The following is a 14,561-nucleotide window of genomic DNA, read 5'->3' on the forward strand; positions in this document are numbered from 1 at the left end:
CATGGACCCGTTGTTGGTCAAACGCTGGATCTCCGGCTTCGTTTTCTACTACCCGTTCTTCATGTCGTATTTCTGGATGATCGGGGGGCTGCTGCATTACTTCCTGCTGGAGCGCGGCACCAGCCATATCCAGCATCCGCTGGCGCTGCTGGGCGTGAAGAGCTACCCCAAGGTATCGATCATCGTGCCCTGCTACAACGAGGAGGCCAACGTGCAGGAGGTGATCAGCCACCTGGCGCGCATGCGGTATCCCAACTACGACATCATCGCCGTGAACGACGGCAGCTCCGACCGTACCGGCGAGCGCCTGAACGAGCTGGCCGCGCAGTATCCGCAGCTGCTGGTGATCCACCAGTCGTCCAATCAGGGCAAGGCGATCGGCCTCACCACTGCTGCACAGGTGACGGACGCCGAGTACCTGATGTGCATCGACGGCGATTCGATCCTCGACGTGGATGCCATTGCCTGGATGATCCGCCACCTGATGGAGAATCCGACCATCGGCGCCGTCACGGGCAACCCGCGCATCCGCACGCGCTCCACGTTGCTGGGGCGCATGCAGGTGGGCGAGTTCTCGTCGATCGTGGGGCTGATCAAGCGGACGCAGCAGGTGTATGGCCGCTTGCTGACGGTGTCTGGCGTGGTGGTGATGTTCCGCAAGCACGCCATTGAAGACGTGGGCTACTGGAGCAACGACATGCTCACGGAAGACATCGACATCAGCTGGAAGCTGCAGGTGGGTGGCTGGATCATCCGCTACGAGCCGCGCGCACTGTCGTGGATCCTGATGCCGGAAACCTTCCGCGGCCTCTACAAGCAGCGCCTGCGCTGGGCCAAGGGCGGCATCCAGGCGCTCATCAAGTACGCGCCGGCCATGCTGTCCATCCGGCAATCGATGATGTGGCCGATCTTCTTTGAATACGCACTGTCGGTTGTGTGGGCGTACAACATGCTGTTCGTCATTACATGGTCGGTGGCGGGTTTCTTTATCGACATGCCGCCGGAATGGCGCATGGAGGCGTTCCCGCGCTGGCACGGCACGCTGTTGTTCATCACGTGCGTGCTGCAGTTGCTGATCGGCTGCTTTATCGACCGCCGCTACGACGACGGCATCCTGCGCTACTTCATCGACACCGTCTGGTACCCGGTGGCGTTCTGGATTCTCAACCTCATCACCACGGTGGTCGGTTTTCCGGCTGTCGCCTTTCAACGCACGCGCGCGCGTGCTCGCTGGACGAGCCCCGACCGGGGCGTACAACAACAGGGGAATTCGCCATGACCATGCTTGTCATTGACGTTTCACGCAATTCAATCCGACAGTCGTTTTCCGACAAGGGCATTGTCGGTACGCTGCACCACGTGCTGTGGTTCCGCATCTTCCGGCCCATCCTGGTGATCTCGATCTGGGGGCTGCTGGGGTTGTATGTGGGCTACTCGATCAGCAGCGTGGGCCCGAGCGGCTTGCCGTTCGAACAACTGCGCATGTACGGCAACATCATTGCCGGCATGGGTGGGGTGCTGGTGGTGTGGATGGTGCTGTCACGGATGGATCGCGCCATCCGCCGCAAGATGGCCAGTACCAAGGCACCGACACTGACGCCAATGGCAGCAGCGTCGCGCGCGGCCTTGCAAGCGCGCAAGCCGGCCTGGCAACGCCCGCGCAATACGCGCCTGCTGGTGGTCGACCACGATGACGACGGCGACATCACCCATGTGCGCTCATGGCAAGAGTGGACCGGCCGCGCCGCGCCCGAGGGCACTGCCACGCCGCCCACGCCGTTCGTTCGCAGCCCAGAGTACGACCCTGAGGAACCGGTGCTTGCCGCTAGCGAAGTCGTTGTGCTGGAGCGCATCGACCGTGCCGAGCCGTCGCTGGCCCAAGTCGAGTCGCCGACGCCACAGCCGCCACAGCCCCACCGCGTGGCCCAGGCGGTGGACGAGGTGACGGCAGAGGCCGCAGGCTTTCACCGCTTTGGCTATCGCGGCCGTCTTGGCCGCAACGATTGGGTGGAACCGCCCGCGCCCACGCAGTCCTTTGCCATGCGCCCCGGCATGGCGCGCCACTATGGCGGCGTGAGTGCAGTCGTGCATGGCCGCGCTGCCGTACAAGTGGCGGACCGGTCCACGGAACGCCGCCGGAGCCTCCACGCCTTTGGCGCACACGCCCAGCTCGAAGACCCCTACGCCGCACTGGAGCGCACCGAGCGCATCGACCCGCTGCACGGCTTCGGGCGGCGCGCCAACATCGTCGCCAGCGACCATTGAGCGTCAGTTAAGCGACCGCAGAGAATAAGAAGGGGCCGATATGACCCGATGCCCCCCTGGGCCCCGGTGTGCGCGTCACCGGGGCGTTTTTTTGTCTGCGCGATTGCAAGCCGTTGCACCATTCCGCAGCGCTAACGCATAAGGATTAAGGGAACGTCTTGATGCGGTGCGCAATCGTTGCCGCCAGTGCGCGTCACGGCACAGCAAACGCTTGTTGGGCAGCCATGTCCGGCGCGCGCATCGCGCTGTTGCGCAAACTGGCGCGGAGCCCTCTTGATTGCCGACGCGCGCCTGCCTATGCTGGGTTCTCCTGCAAGCGAGTCCATGGCTCTCTCTCTTTCCCCTTGCAGTGCTCATGCTGTCAGTGAACCAAGCCCCCGTCGCAAGCGCCGCACGCGACACACAATCAAAGCTGGAGACAACTGTGCTGAGTCCCCATGAATTTGCCGTTTTGCTCTTGGTCAACGAGGGTGCCGAAGCCGCGGACTTGGACCGCGCCGATGTTGAGGCATTGATCGAGCGTCAGCTCGTCACACTGGAACGCCGTGGCCCCGACCACTGCTATGCCCGGGTGACGCTGCAGGGCTACGTGTTCCTCAAGGCTTCCGGACACGTGCGCACAGCCGTGCGCCGCGTGGCTGCGGTGCCGCACTGAACTTCCTTCCTACCGTTTCTCCCGCACGCCGTCCGCATCGTCTGGGCACGTCGCCCAGGCAATGGGTGATGCGCGCGTGCGCCGATACAAACGGAAACACACGGCAAGTGGCCCAAGCCTGTCCCGCACGCTGCATGGGGCGAGGTTTTTGCTGAGTTGCAGATGTCACCTCCGGGTTTGAACGCGATTGCGTTGGCGATCGCTTGCACACTCGAGGCTGGCATCCAAAGACAACTCAAGAGGAGCCACCATGAAAACCCAAGCCACACTCGTTGCTGCCCTGTTGGCTGTTGCGGGCACCGTATTCGCCCAACCCATGCCACCACCGCGCCCGGATATGGACCGCGACCATGAAGGCGCCGAACGCGCCGAGCGCATGGAACACGCCGAGCGCATGGAGCAACGCCACGACGAGCATCGCGAACACCGCGAACTCGAGCACGCACGCCGTGAGCTGCACCACGATCGCGAGGCCATCAAGCGGCGCGCGCACGAAGAACACGAGGAACACGAACGGCACGAACAACGTGAGCGGATTGAGCCGCATTGAGTCCCATGCTGCCGAACTTCGCCATGGGCCCGCGCACGATGTCGCGCGGGCCGCGCCGGCCTCGTTCGAGGCGATATCTTTCGCCCGCGCCTACCTAGTTAACCACCCCCGATACCCTGAATGACCTTGCCAGTGCCCTCGCACGTGGGGCAGGGGTTGCCGTTGCGTTGCCCTGTGCCATTGCAGTCCGGGCACACCGCCTCACCAGTGCCGGTGGTGTCCGGTTCGGCTTCATCGCCGGGGGCGGGTTGGGTGGAATTCGGTTCGCTGTGGTTCATCGCACACCCCTGCGTTCGCAATCGTTTCTGGAGACCAGTGAGGCGCAGAAATCATGCCGACCGCGGTGTGCCACACCGTGGGAATTGCGCTTGCTTGCTCCTCGGCCATCTGCAAAAAAATCTAGGAGAGCGAACCGTGGCCGACGACGATTTTTCTGATACACGCCGCAAGGTGATGCAGGGTGCGACAGCCGGGCTGTTTGCGGCGGTGGCCGCACCCGCGTTGTCACAAACCACGGCACCATCAGCGGGCGAGGCCGGCGTGCGGGACCCGCGCCCGCTGTATCCGCATCCACCGTTTCCGGAGCAATCACAACCGTGGCCCGGATTGGCGTCGCGCATGACACCCCGGCCCGATCACGGTGAACGCAGCTATCGTGGCAGCGGCCGTCTCGCCGGCAGGCGCGCATTGGTCACGGGCGGCGACTCGGGCATCGGGCGTGCTGCCGCCATCGCCTTCGCGCGTGAAGGGGCGGATGTGGCGATCAACTACCTCCCGCAAGAAGAGGAAGACGCGCGCGAGGTCATCCAACTCATCCGCTCGGCGGGGCGCAAGGGCGTGGCACTGCCCGGCGACATCCGGGACGAGGCGTTCTGCAAAACGCTGGTCGACAAGGCGGCAGACGCACTGGGCGGGCTCGACATCCTCGTCAACAACGCGGCCCGCCAGCACAGCCACGACTCCATTCTCGACATCACCACGGACGAGTTGGACTGGACGCTCAAGACCAACGTCTATGCGTTGTTCTGGATCACCAAGGCGGCCATTCCGCACATGCCGGCGGGTGCGGCCATCATCAACACAGCGTCGGTCAACGCCTACGACCCGTCCATCAATTTGCTCGACTACGCGTGTACCAAGGCGGCCATCGCCAACTTTACAAAGGGGCTGGCCAAGCAGATGGCCAAACGGGGCATCCGGGTGAATGCGGTCGCGCCGGGTCCGTTCTGGACACCGCTACAAGTCAGCGGCGGGCAGACACAGGCCAACCTCAAGAGCTTTGGCGAACAGACGCCGATGGGCCGTCCCGGCCAGCCCGCAGAGATCGCCCCGTTGTACGTGCAATTGGCCAGTGCCGAGTCGAGCTATGTCACCGGCCAGGTGTATGGCGCATCCGGAGGCGCGGGTCAGCCATGAGAGCAGGGTTGCATTGTTTGGACTGACGTAGAAGGAGCGGCATTTGAAACCCCCATCGACCGTGCCATTGGAGGGGCGCCGCCGCCTGGGCGGATGGCTGCCCGAGCCGGAAGCCAAGCTCGGCGCGTTTCGTCAGGAACTGGTGGCGCAGGCGCTGGCGCGCCAACGTAGCGCCCCGGGCGCGGCCACCGTGCAGGCACTGGCGCAGCTGATCGACACCGATCCGATCTTGCGTATGCATTTGACGCGCGCGATTGAAGAAGCGCAGGCCAACGGATACGAGCTCGGTTACGGCAACCCGGCGGGACTGCTGCTGGCCATCGACCACGTTGTCACCTGCGCACCGCGCTTCAGTGAATCGAGCCTGGTGGTGTGCCCGCTCAATGCGCTGCTCGACTGGCTGATGTGCATGCCGTCGGGGTATGCACTGTTTCGCGATGCCCGCTTCAATGCCGCGCTGAAGGCGGTGTTGCTGGGGTGGGGCAGCTTCTTGAGCGGCCCGCATTCGCGCGCGTATCTGAACACGCAGTCGCCGGATGGTTGGTTCTGCACGGAGGCCGTCAAGCGCATCGGCATGGATCAGTTCGTGTGCGACGCCACACAACCGTATTGGGGTTTCGCTTCGTGGAACGATTTCTTTACGCACCGCTTTCGTGCAGGCGCACGGCCGGTCGCAGGTGAAGACGACCCCAAGCTGATCGTGAGTGCCTGCGAAGCTGCGCCCTACAACATCCGCTATGGCACGCGCCTGGAAGACGCATTCTGGATCAAGGCCCAGCCGTATTCGTTGCGTGACGTCTTCGGGCCCGGCAAGTTGGAAATTGCGCAGCAGTTTGTGGAGGGCTGCGTGTATCAAGCGTTCTTGAGCGCCTATAACTACCACCGCTGGCATGCCCCGGTGGGTGGCACGATTGTCGATGCCTACCACCTGGACGGCACCTACTACTCCTGTGTGGAGGCGGAAGGTGCGGACCCAGAAGGGCTCAACGATTCGCAGGGCTACAGCACCGCGATGGCCGCCCGCGCGGTCATCACCATTGCCTGCGATGACCCGGCCATGGGCACCATTGGCTGCGTGTTCGTTGGCATGGCCGAGGTGTCGTCGTGCGTGATCGACGTGACACCGGGGCAGCACGTGTGCAAGGGCGAAGAGCTTGGCTTCTTTCAGTACGGTGGATCGACGTACTGCCTGTTCTTTTCGCCGGGCGTGGTCGATGCGCTTACGGTGCAGCCGCCGTTCTCGCACGATACCGCGCCCGTCAAAGTCAACGCAGCGCTGGCGCGGGCCCGCTAGCGCTGCTTCACGGATCAGGCCTCCACTTCCGCCAGCGCTCTCAGGCCAACCGACAACATTGCCAAGTCGGCAGGGCCCGCTGCCATCTGGTCGGCGAGCACGCGGTTGTAGCGCGCCAGTGCGTCCTGCCGGCTGGTTTGCCAAGTCTCCACCAACGCGTCCGCGCTGGCGCCCGAAGGTGCGTCGCGCAATACGGACGCCGTCAATCGGCGGCGCAGTTGCCCGAGTTCTTCCAGCAGCGTGGCACGTGCCAGCATCTGCCAGTGGGTTTGCGCGGGCAGCCCGAGAACGCCGCCTTGCAGCCAGCCGTAGTTCAATGGCTGATCCAGCGCGAAATACACGCGCGCCGCGAGCTTGGCGTCGCAGTTACACGCACTGGCGACTTCAGCAATGTCGAGCAGCGACACGCGCGCCGGTATGCCGGTTGCCACGCGCGCCAGCGCATCCGGCACACCGGCGTCGACCAGCGCCTGCTGCTGTTGCGCAGCGGCCTGCATGGAGGCTTCCGTCTGCAGCGAGTCGATGTCCGAGGCCAGCGCATCGACCGCCGTGCGGAAGTGCTCCACCGTGGCGGGTACGTCCAGCACGTTCGACGTGCGCCGCCGCAAGAACCACAGCGTGGCACGTTCGTGCAGTTGCGCCAGCGCGGCGAATAGCGCGGTTTGCGTGTCGTGTGGCACCTGCGCGTCCAGCGCGTCCACCGCTTGCCAGAGCGCATCGAGCCGGTAGACGGCGCGCGCTACCAGACTGGCCCACACGACGGCCAGCGGCTCGGCGCCGGTTTCCTCGGCCAGCCGATGCACGAAGGTCACGCCGGCACGGTTGACGAGCGCATTGGCATGCATCGTCGCCAGAATCTCGCGCCGCAGCGGGTGCCGCGGGATCGCCGTTGCACAGCGCGTATGCAGCGGCTGCGGAAAGTACCCCGGCAGGCCATCAGCAATAAACGGTTGGTCTGGCAGTTCACTGCCGAGCAGCACGTCGTACAGCCACATCTTGCTGTAGGCCATCAGCACGGCACGCTCGGGCGTGGTCAGGCCGCCGCCGGCCGCGCGCCGGGCGTCGATCTCTTCATCGGCGGGCAGGAATTCGATCGGCCGGTTCAGGCGCCCGTTGCGCTCCAGATGCCGCATCAGGCGCGCCTCGGGTTCCAGCCACTGCGCGGTGCGGGTGCGTGCCAGCGACAACGCCTGCGTCTGGAAGTAGTTGTCGTGCAAGACGAGCGTGCCCACCTCGTCGGTCATCTCGGCCAGCAGCGTGTTGCGCTGCTTGAGCGTCATCTCGCCGTCGGCCACCACCAGGCCCAGCAGGATCTTGATGTTGACCTCGTGGTCGGAGCAATCGACGCCAGCCGAGTTGTCGATGGCATCGGTGTTGATGCGCCCGCCGCGCTGCGCGTATTCGATGCGGCCGAGTTGCGTGCAGCCCAGGTTGCCGCCCTCGGCCACCACCTTGCAGCGCAGCTCCGCACCGTTCACGCGCAGGCCGTCGTTAGCGCGGTCGCCCACCTGCGCGTGCGTCTCGGTGCTGGCCTTGATGTACGTGCCGATGCCGCCGTTGTAGAGCAGATCCACCGGCGCCTTCAGGATGGCGTGCAGCAGGTCGTTCGGCGCCATCTCGGTGGCCGATACATCCAGCATGGCGCGCACTTCGGGCGAGAGCGGAATCGCCTTGGCCGTGCGCGGGAACACGCCGCCACCGGGGCTGATCAGCGCCCGGTCGTAGTCCGCCCAGCTGGAGCGCGGCAGATTGAACAACCGCTCGCGCTCGGCAAAGCTCGTGGCCGCATCGGGTGAGGGGTCCAGAAACACATGCCGATGGTCGAACGCTGCCAGCAGCCGGATATGTCGCGAGAGCAGCATGCCATTGCCGAACACATCGCCCGACATGTCGCCCACGCCCACCACAGTGAAGTCCTGTGTCTGCGTATCGACACCCATCTCGCTGAAGTGGCGCTTGACCGATTCCCATGCGCCCCGCGCGGTGATGGCCATCTTCTTGTGGTCGTAACCGACGGACCCACCCGAGGCGAACGCGTCGCCCAGCCAGAAACCGTATTCAGCGGAGATGGCGTTGGCGTAGTCCGAGAACGTGGCAGTGCCCTTGTCGGCGGCCACCACCAGGTAGGGGTCGTCTTCGTCGTAGCGCACCACGTCGCGCGGGGGTACGAGGCGGCCGTCGACGTAGTTGTCGGTCAGGTCCAGCAAGCCGCGCAGGAAGGTCTGGTAGCACGCCACGCCTTCGGCCAGATAGGCATCACGGTCGGTGGCGGGTGGCGGTTGCTTGACGACAAACCCGCCCTTGGACCCCACCGGCACGATGACGGTGTTCTTCACCATCTGCGCCTTCACCAGCCCCAGCACTTCGGTGCGGAAGTCTTCGCGCCGATCCGACCAGCGCAGGCCGCCGCGCGCCACCTTGCCGCCGCGCAGGTGCACGCCTTCCACGCGTGGCGAATACACCCAGATCTCGAACATCGGCTTCGGCTCGGGCAAGCCCGGCACGCGCGCAGGGTCAAACTTGAAGGACAGATACGGCTTGGGTTGCCCGTCTTGCGCGGCGCTCTGGAAGTAGTTCGTGCGCAGCGTCGCCTCCAGCACGCCGAGGAACTGACGCAGGATGCGGTCTTCATCCAGGTTGGGCACGTCTTCCAGCGCTTCGTCGATTTGCTTGCGCAGCGTGTCGCTGCGGCGCGTGCGTTCGGCTGCGTCCAATGCCGGGTCGAAGCGCACCAGGAACAGATGCACCAGCGCCCGCGCGATTGACGGATTGCCGTTCAGCGCGCTCTCCATATACGCATTGCTGAAGGTCGAGCCGATCTGGCGGATATAGCGCGCATACGCCCGCAGGATGCGCACCTCGCGCCAGGTCAGGCCGGCCTGCAGCACGAGGCGGTTGAGGTCGTCGTTCTCCAGCTCGCCGCTCCAGATGCGCGCAAAGGCTTCTTCAAAACGCGCACGGGCTTCGTCGAGGTCCACCTCGCTGCCGTCGACGGTTTCCATGCCGAAGTCGTGCATCCAGATGGGCGCGGCGTCGGCGGGTTCGATGCAATAGGGGCGCTCTTCGTTGACGCGCACACCCAGGTGTTCAAGCATCGGCAGACTGTGCGAGAGCGAGGTCGGCTGCCCCGCGCGGTAGATCTTGAAGCGCAGCGCGCCGGGCGGTGCTTCGAGCGGCCGGTACAACTGCATGGTGAGCAGGTTGGTGCCGGCGTTCTGGTCCAGCAGCGGCTCCATCAGCTCGATGTCGCGCACGGCCAGGCGCGCGGGGTAGTCCTCGCGAAAGCCGGCGGGAAAGGCATCGGCGTAACGGCGCAGCAGACGGTTGCCGCGCTCCTCGCCGCCGCGCGCCAGCAGTGCGTCGGACAGATCGTCCTGCCAGCGCCGCGCCGCCTGCACGATGCGCGCTTCCAGTTCGGTCACATCCACGTCGGGCACGTCGCCGGGCTGCGTGCGCACGGTGATGTGAATGCGCGCGAGCATCGATTCCGACAACTGCGGCGTGAACTCCACGGCGGTGCCGTGGTAGGCGTCCAGCAGCAGTTTCTGAATGCGCACGCGCAGGTCGGTGTTGAACTTCTCGCGCGGCACGAACACGAGGCACGACACGAAGCGGTCAAACGGGTCACGCCGCACAAACAGGCGCGTGCGCTGGCGTTCCTGCAACCGCAGGATGCCCAGCGCGATGTCGTGTAGCGCTTCGCTATCCATCTGGAACAGCTCGTCGCGCGGGTATTGCTCCAGGATCGTGACTAGCGTCTTGGCCAAGTGCCCGTTTGGCAGAAAGCCCGTGCGCCGGATCACGTCGGCCACCTTGCGCCGCACCAGCGGAATGTCTTCGGCCGGCACCATGTAGACGTTCGACGTGTACATGCCCAGGAACCGCCGCTGCCCACACACGCGGCCTTCCGCGTCGAACAGCTTGATGCCGACGTAATCGAGATACCCGGGGCGGTGGACGGTTGCGCGCGAGTTGGCCTTGGTGAGGAAGATGGGCTCGGGCGCGTCGATGAACTTGGCGGCACCCGGTGCCAGGCGCGTGGTGTCTGGCGTGGAGGTATCGCGCAGCGCTTCACGCAGCACGCCCAGACCTGTACCGGGGATGCCGCGCAGGTAGTGGCCATCGTCTTGCGTGATGAGCTCGTAGTCGCGATAGCCGAGGAAGGTGAAATGCCGATCCAGCATCCACGATAGGAAGGCTTGCGTTTCGGCAATCTCGGCCCGCTCCACATCACCGGTAGAGGGCTGCGCAGCACGCACCGCCAGCGCCTCGATGGCGGCTTGTGCGGCGGCCTGCATGGGTTTCCAGTCGTCGACCGTGGCACGTACATCGCCCAGCACGCGTACCAGGCCGTCGTGCAACGCCTGCATGCGCTCGGGCTCGGAGAAGCGATCGACCTCGATGTGGATGGTGGACTCGAAGCGTGCGGTGCCGTGGGTTTCGCGGTCGGCGTCGCTGGGTGTGTCAGGCATGTCGCCGGCCAGGGCCGTGGGGCGTTGGACGCCTCCACCGGCAGCCACCGCCACGCGCATGCCCGCCGCATCGCGTTGCACGCGATAGACCGGGTGGAAGGCGGAATGCAGTGCCAACCCCTGCCGGTTGATCTCCATGGTCACGGAGTCGAACAGGAACGGCATGTCGTCGTTGACGATCTCGACCACTGTGTGGCCGCAGTACCAGCCGTGCTGTTCCAGGGTGGGGTTGTAGACGCGTACGCGCGGCTGGCCGGACACGAACTTCTGCCCCAACTGCCAGTGCGCCATGGCCGCGCCGTACAGGTCGGCCACGCTGCGCGAGGTCACGTCTTCGGGGTCGGCCAGGCCGTAGTAGTGCCGCAGAAAGGGCTCGAACAGCGCGGCAATATCGGGTGCGCGTTCGCGTGCGAGGGCCACCGCATCCGCCATGTGTTGGCGGACCTTGTCTTCGTGCTGGGCAGACATGGATGCCTCCCGAAAAAGGGCCAGCCCATGCTACGCCGCGTGCTCATGGCTGGCAATCGGGAGGACAACGGGCGCCTGAACGCGCAGGCTTAGGCGCGTTTTTTTGTGCGCTGCGTTGGTGGTTCGGCGCGGGGTTGCTGCGCGGCATCCTTGTGTACCTTGTCGAGCAGGCGCCTGGCACGAACCGCGCAATCTTCGGCTTCATCCTTGTGCTCGATCTCGTAGGCGAGCGCTAACAACTGGTGTTTGTTTTGCGCGAGCCGCTGCTCCAGCAGTTCGATCTCGGCAATCTTGCGCCGCAGCGCAGCGAGCAATTCTTCGTGTTGCCAGTTGCCCAGATCGGGCGGCAGCAGCGTGCGGATTTCGTCCAGCGAGAACCCCGCCCCCTGCGCGCACAGGATGATCTCCAGGCGCCGCAACGTATCGGGCGCGTATTCGCGGTAGCCATTGGCCTGGCGCTGCGCGGGCTGCAGCAGGCCGCTGGCCTCGTAAAACCGGATGCGCGAGGCGGCAACGCCACTCTGTAGGGCGAGTTCTCCGATCTTCATGCAGACGGCTCCGATGGGCTTGACATTAAAGTTGACTTTAAGCTTAACGTGGAAGCGTCGTCAAACCAGGAAACGCCATGAAGCTCTTCACCCCGCTCACGCTGCCGAACGGCGCGGTCATCCCCAACCGCCTGGCCAAAGCCGCCATGGAAGAGAACATGGCCGATGCGGACCACGCGCCATCCGATGCGCTGCTGCGCCTGTACGAGGCCTGGGCCAAGGGCAAGGCCGGGCTGATCATCACGGGCAATGTCATGGTGGACGACCGCGCCATGACCGGCGCCAACGGCGTGGTGCTGGAAGACGATGCGCATCTCGACCGCTTCCGGCGCTGGGCGCAGATCGCGCGGGCCAATGGCGCGCATGTGTGGATGCAGCTCAACCACCCCGGTCGCCAGATGCCGGCGGCGTTGGGGCAGCCCACCTTGGCGCCCTCCGTCGTGCCGATGGATCTGGGGGCCTTGTCCAAGCAATTTCCGGTGCCCAGGGCGATGACCGAGGCCAATATCGCCGAGGTCCAGCAGCGCTTCGTGCGGGCCGCGGTGCTGGCCGAGCAGAGCGGTTTTACCGGCGTGGAGATCCACGCCGCGCACGGCTATCTGCTGAGCCAGTTTCTTTCGCCCATCACCAACAAGCGGCAGGACGCGTGGGGCGGCCCGATCGAGCACCGCGCGCGTCTGCTGCTGGACATCGTGCGCAGCGTGCGCGGCGCGGTGTCGGCGCAGTTTGTGGTGGCGGTCAAGCTCAATTCGGCGGATTTCCAGCGCGGCGGCTTCAGCCCGGAAGATGCCAAGCGCGTGGTGGAGATGCTCAATCCGCTGGGTGTGGACTTGGTGGAACTGTCGGGCGGCAGCTATGAGGCGCCGGCCATGCAGGGCCACGCGCGCGATGGCCGCACGCTGGCGCGCGAGGCCTACTTCCTGGAATTTGCCCGCGACATTGCGGCCGTGGCGCGCATGCCGTTGATGGTGACGGGCGGCATCCGCCGCCGTGCGGTCGCGGAGCAGGTGGTGGACAGCGGCATTGCCATGGTGGGCATCGCGACGGCGCTGTCGATTGATCCGAACCTGCCGCGCGATTGGCATGCCGGCAAGGACAGCGCGCCGGTGCTCCAGTCCATTACGTGGAAGAACAAGGTGCTGGGCTCGCTCGCCAACATGGCGGTCGTCAAGTTCCAGCTCAAGCGCCTGAGCCAGGGGCGTGGTACGCACCCTCGCGTCTCGCCGCTGCGGGCGCTGGTGTTGCAACAGCTGGCCACGGCCTGCCAGACGCGGCGCTACAAGCGATGGCTGGCACAACGGGCGTTGCGCTAGCCGGCGGCGGTGATGGCGCGGTTGCGGCGGCATCCAGTTTTCTGGAAAATATATCCATTAAGATGGAATTCGCGCCCGCCGCGAATCCGCCTACCTTTTGGAGCCCCGCATGCCCGCCCCCAAGCCGAACGACGACATCCGCCTGATCGACTGCACCGAGACCGAGCACGCCCAGGCCATCCTCGACATCCTCAACGAGGCGATCGTCAACTCCACGGCGCTGTATGACTACGTTCCCCGGCCGCCGCAGGCCATGCAGACGTGGTTTGCCGCCAAGCGTGCCGGTGGGTTTCCGGTGGTGGGTGCGGTGGACGCCTCGGGCCGGCTGCTGGGCTTTGCGAGCTGGGGCACGTTCCGCGCGTTTCCCGCCTACAAGTACACGGTGGAGCACAGCGTGTACGTCCACCACACCTGCCGTGGGCGCGGGCTGGGCGAACGCCTGCTGCGTGAGCTGATCCGGCGCGCGCAGGCGGCGCAGGTGCATGTGCTGGTCGGCTGCATCGACGCGGCCAACGGCGGCAGCGTCGCCCTGCATACCCGGCTCGGGTTCGTGCACGCGGGCACCATCAAGGAGGCCGGCTTCAAGTTCGGCCGCTGGCTGGATGCCGCGTTCTATCAGCTCAACCTTGAGACGCCTGCGCACCCTGTGGATGGTTGATAGGGGGATTGATTGACGATGTCGCAACGGATGCCGCGATGGTGCGGCGCCATAGAAAAAGGCCGGCGTGATACCGGCCTTTTTCATTGCATCGCCAACAGCGCCGTCAGCCCTTGGCCACGACGTTGATGCGCAGTGCTTCCGCCCCCGCCGCGATGGCGAGCAGACGGTCGACATTCGGATGCGCGCCCGGGCGGTTGCGTGCGTCGACGGTGTGCTCGGCAAACACCACTAGGCCGTGCTCGGCGGCCTTGGCATCGAGCTGGCCGAACGCCTGCTGCAGGTAGTGGTACACCGCCAGCGAACCTTGCTTGCCCGGCTTGTTTTCGATGTCGGCGACCACGGCGCCCTGGCCGTCCACCAGGTCGATGCGCTCGACGCCGTCAATGGCGGGCAGTTGGGCGAGGTTGTCCTTGAAGATGGGGGTCGGTTGAATCACTGAAGTGGCTCCGTGGGTTGTTCAGGCGGGCCGTATGTTAGCTGCTTGGCGCCACACCCGCGCGGCTCAGCGTTTTGCGCTGGACTTGTTCACGGCAATGGCCGCCTGGATGAGCGCCTTCAGCGCTTTCTCGTTCACCGTGTCGCCTTCGCGAAAATCGATCGCGCGGCGGACGTTGCCATCCAGGCTGGAATTGAACAGCCCGGCAGGGTCCGGCACGGACGCGCCCTTGGCAAACGTCATCTTCACCGTCTGCTTGTAGGCCTCCCCGGTGCAGAGGATGCCGTGGTGCGACCACACCGGTACGTTCCATTTCCATTCCTCGACCACGTCAGGGTCGGCTGCCAGGATGACGGCGCGCAAGCGGGCGAGCATCTCACCGCGCCAGTCGTTCAGCTCGGCGATGCGGGCGTCGATGCGCTCGGCGGCGGGGGTGTTGTCCCGTGCGTTTTTCTTCATGCGTTGCCTCCGTGATGGATTGAC

The 14,561-nt window shown here is 65.2% G+C and carries 13 protein-coding genes; 7 read left to right on the plus strand and 6 right to left on the minus strand.

Features of this window, described 5'->3' with window-relative positions; translation table 11 throughout:
* Position 1 precedes the first annotated feature (1 nt).
* From pgaC to ACS7SF_RS24035, 3 genes are all read left to right on the plus strand, one after another.
* On the plus strand, positions 2-1,279 hold the full coding sequence (gene pgaC / locus ACS7SF_RS24025) for a poly-beta-1,6-N-acetyl-D-glucosamine synthase (RefSeq protein ID WP_439892992.1): 1,278 nt from the start codon (positions 2-4) through the stop codon (positions 1,277-1,279).
* Positions 1,276-2,265: a poly-beta-1,6-N-acetyl-D-glucosamine biosynthesis protein PgaD gene (locus ACS7SF_RS24030; RefSeq protein WP_439892993.1), complete on the plus strand. Its 990-nt coding sequence runs from the start codon at positions 1,276-1,278 to the stop codon at positions 2,263-2,265. Before pgaC ends, ACS7SF_RS24030 begins: the two co-directional genes overlap by 4 nt.
* A 424-nt stretch (positions 2,266-2,689) precedes the next feature.
* Positions 2,690-2,920: a hypothetical protein gene (locus ACS7SF_RS24035; RefSeq protein WP_426399235.1), complete on the plus strand. Its 231-nt coding sequence runs from the start codon at positions 2,690-2,692 to the stop codon at positions 2,918-2,920.
* Positions 2,921-3,155: 235 nt separating this feature from the next.
* Here ACS7SF_RS24035 and ACS7SF_RS24040 read toward each other — a convergent pair whose 3' ends face one another.
* Positions 3,156-3,467 carry a hypothetical protein gene (locus ACS7SF_RS24040; protein ID WP_439892994.1) on the minus strand — a complete coding sequence of 104 codons (312 nt, stop codon included), beginning with the start codon at positions 3,465-3,467 and terminating at the stop codon, positions 3,156-3,158.
* Between the two features lie 101 nt (positions 3,468-3,568).
* Positions 3,569-3,748 (minus strand): hypothetical protein, encoded by a 180-nt coding sequence (locus ACS7SF_RS24045; RefSeq protein ID WP_439892995.1) that lies wholly within the window; start codon positions 3,746-3,748, stop codon positions 3,569-3,571.
* A 175-nt stretch (positions 3,749-3,923) separates the two neighbouring features.
* Here ACS7SF_RS24045 and ACS7SF_RS24050 point away from each other — a divergent pair, with 175 nt between their 5' ends.
* Both ACS7SF_RS24050 and ACS7SF_RS24055 read left to right on the plus strand, forming a co-directional pair.
* Positions 3,924-4,886, plus strand: a complete 963-nt coding sequence (locus ACS7SF_RS24050) for an SDR family oxidoreductase (RefSeq protein WP_439894471.1) — start codon at positions 3,924-3,926, stop codon at positions 4,884-4,886.
* 43 nt (positions 4,887-4,929) lie between these two features.
* Entirely contained in the window at positions 4,930-6,180 is a 1,251-nt protein-coding gene (locus ACS7SF_RS24055; protein WP_439892996.1) for a phosphatidylserine decarboxylase family protein, read from the plus strand.
* Between the two features lie 14 nt (positions 6,181-6,194).
* On the opposite strand, the gene ACS7SF_RS24060 is transcribed toward ACS7SF_RS24055, so the two are convergent.
* Together ACS7SF_RS24060 and ACS7SF_RS24065 are read right to left on the minus strand one after the other, a co-directional pair.
* The gene (locus tag ACS7SF_RS24060; protein WP_439892997.1) at positions 6,195-11,120 is read right to left on the minus strand and encodes an NAD-glutamate dehydrogenase; all 4,926 of its coding nucleotides are present in this window, start codon (positions 11,118-11,120) and stop codon (positions 6,195-6,197) included.
* Between the two features lie 89 nt (positions 11,121-11,209).
* On the minus strand, positions 11,210-11,668 hold the full coding sequence (locus ACS7SF_RS24065; protein WP_439892998.1) for a MerR family transcriptional regulator: 459 nt from the start codon (positions 11,666-11,668) through the stop codon (positions 11,210-11,212).
* A 77-nt stretch (positions 11,669-11,745) separates the two neighbouring features.
* Between ACS7SF_RS24065 and ACS7SF_RS24070 the strand changes: the two genes are divergently transcribed.
* Positions 11,746-12,981: an NADH:flavin oxidoreductase/NADH oxidase family protein gene (locus ACS7SF_RS24070; RefSeq protein ID WP_439892999.1), complete on the plus strand. Its 1,236-nt coding sequence runs from the start codon at positions 11,746-11,748 to the stop codon at positions 12,979-12,981.
* Positions 12,982-13,090: 109 nt separating this feature from the next.
* On the plus strand, positions 13,091-13,639 hold the full coding sequence (locus tag ACS7SF_RS24075) for a GNAT family N-acetyltransferase (RefSeq protein WP_439893000.1): 549 nt from the start codon (positions 13,091-13,093) through the stop codon (positions 13,637-13,639).
* Positions 13,640-13,745: 106 nt separating this feature from the next.
* Here the strand turns inward: ACS7SF_RS24075 and ACS7SF_RS24080 are convergent, their stop codons facing one another.
* Both ACS7SF_RS24080 and ACS7SF_RS24085 read right to left on the minus strand, forming a co-directional pair.
* Complete coding sequence (locus ACS7SF_RS24080) at positions 13,746-14,078, minus strand: DUF2322 family protein (protein ID WP_439893001.1); 333 nt, start codon at positions 14,076-14,078, stop codon at positions 13,746-13,748.
* Positions 14,079-14,144: 66 nt separating this feature from the next.
* Positions 14,145-14,537 carry a DUF1801 domain-containing protein gene (locus ACS7SF_RS24085; protein WP_439893002.1) on the minus strand — a complete coding sequence of 131 codons (393 nt, stop codon included), beginning with the start codon at positions 14,535-14,537 and terminating at the stop codon, positions 14,145-14,147.
* Positions 14,538-14,561: the final 24 nt, after the last annotated feature.

Origin of the sequence: Ralstonia sp. 25C (assembly GCF_051904805.1) — a bacterium.
Classification (GTDB): domain Bacteria; phylum Pseudomonadota; class Gammaproteobacteria; order Burkholderiales; family Burkholderiaceae; genus Ralstonia.

What these genes read in the sequence shown, in the direction of transcription:
- ACS7SF_RS24040 (WP_439892994.1), bottom strand. Translation starts at nt 3,467, where the DNA reads ATGCGGCTCAATCCGCTCACGTTGTTCGTGCCGTTCGTGTTCCTCGTG.
- ACS7SF_RS24045 (WP_439892995.1), bottom strand. Translation starts at nt 3,748, where the DNA reads ATGAACCACAGCGAACCGAATTCCACCCAACCCGCCCCCGGCGATGAA.
- ACS7SF_RS24085 (WP_439893002.1), bottom strand. Translation starts at nt 14,537, where the DNA reads ATGAAGAAAAACGCACGGGACAACACCCCCGCCGCCGAGCGCATCGAC.
- ACS7SF_RS24030 (WP_439892993.1), top strand. Translation starts at nt 1,276, where the DNA reads ATGACCATGCTTGTCATTGACGTTTCACGCAATTCAATCCGACAGTCG.
- ACS7SF_RS24070 (WP_439892999.1), top strand. Translation starts at nt 11,746, where the DNA reads ATGAAGCTCTTCACCCCGCTCACGCTGCCGAACGGCGCGGTCATCCCC.
- ACS7SF_RS24075 (WP_439893000.1), top strand. Translation starts at nt 13,091, where the DNA reads ATGCCCGCCCCCAAGCCGAACGACGACATCCGCCTGATCGACTGCACC.
- ACS7SF_RS24060 (WP_439892997.1), bottom strand. Translation starts at nt 11,120, where the DNA reads ATGTCTGCCCAGCACGAAGACAAGGTCCGCCAACACATGGCGGATGCG.
- ACS7SF_RS24065 (WP_439892998.1), bottom strand. Translation starts at nt 11,668, where the DNA reads ATGAAGATCGGAGAACTCGCCCTACAGAGTGGCGTTGCCGCCTCGCGC.
- pgaC (WP_439892992.1), top strand. Translation starts at nt 2, where the DNA reads ATGGACCCGTTGTTGGTCAAACGCTGGATCTCCGGCTTCGTTTTCTAC.
- ACS7SF_RS24050 (WP_439894471.1), top strand. Translation starts at nt 3,924, where the DNA reads ATGCAGGGTGCGACAGCCGGGCTGTTTGCGGCGGTGGCCGCACCCGCG.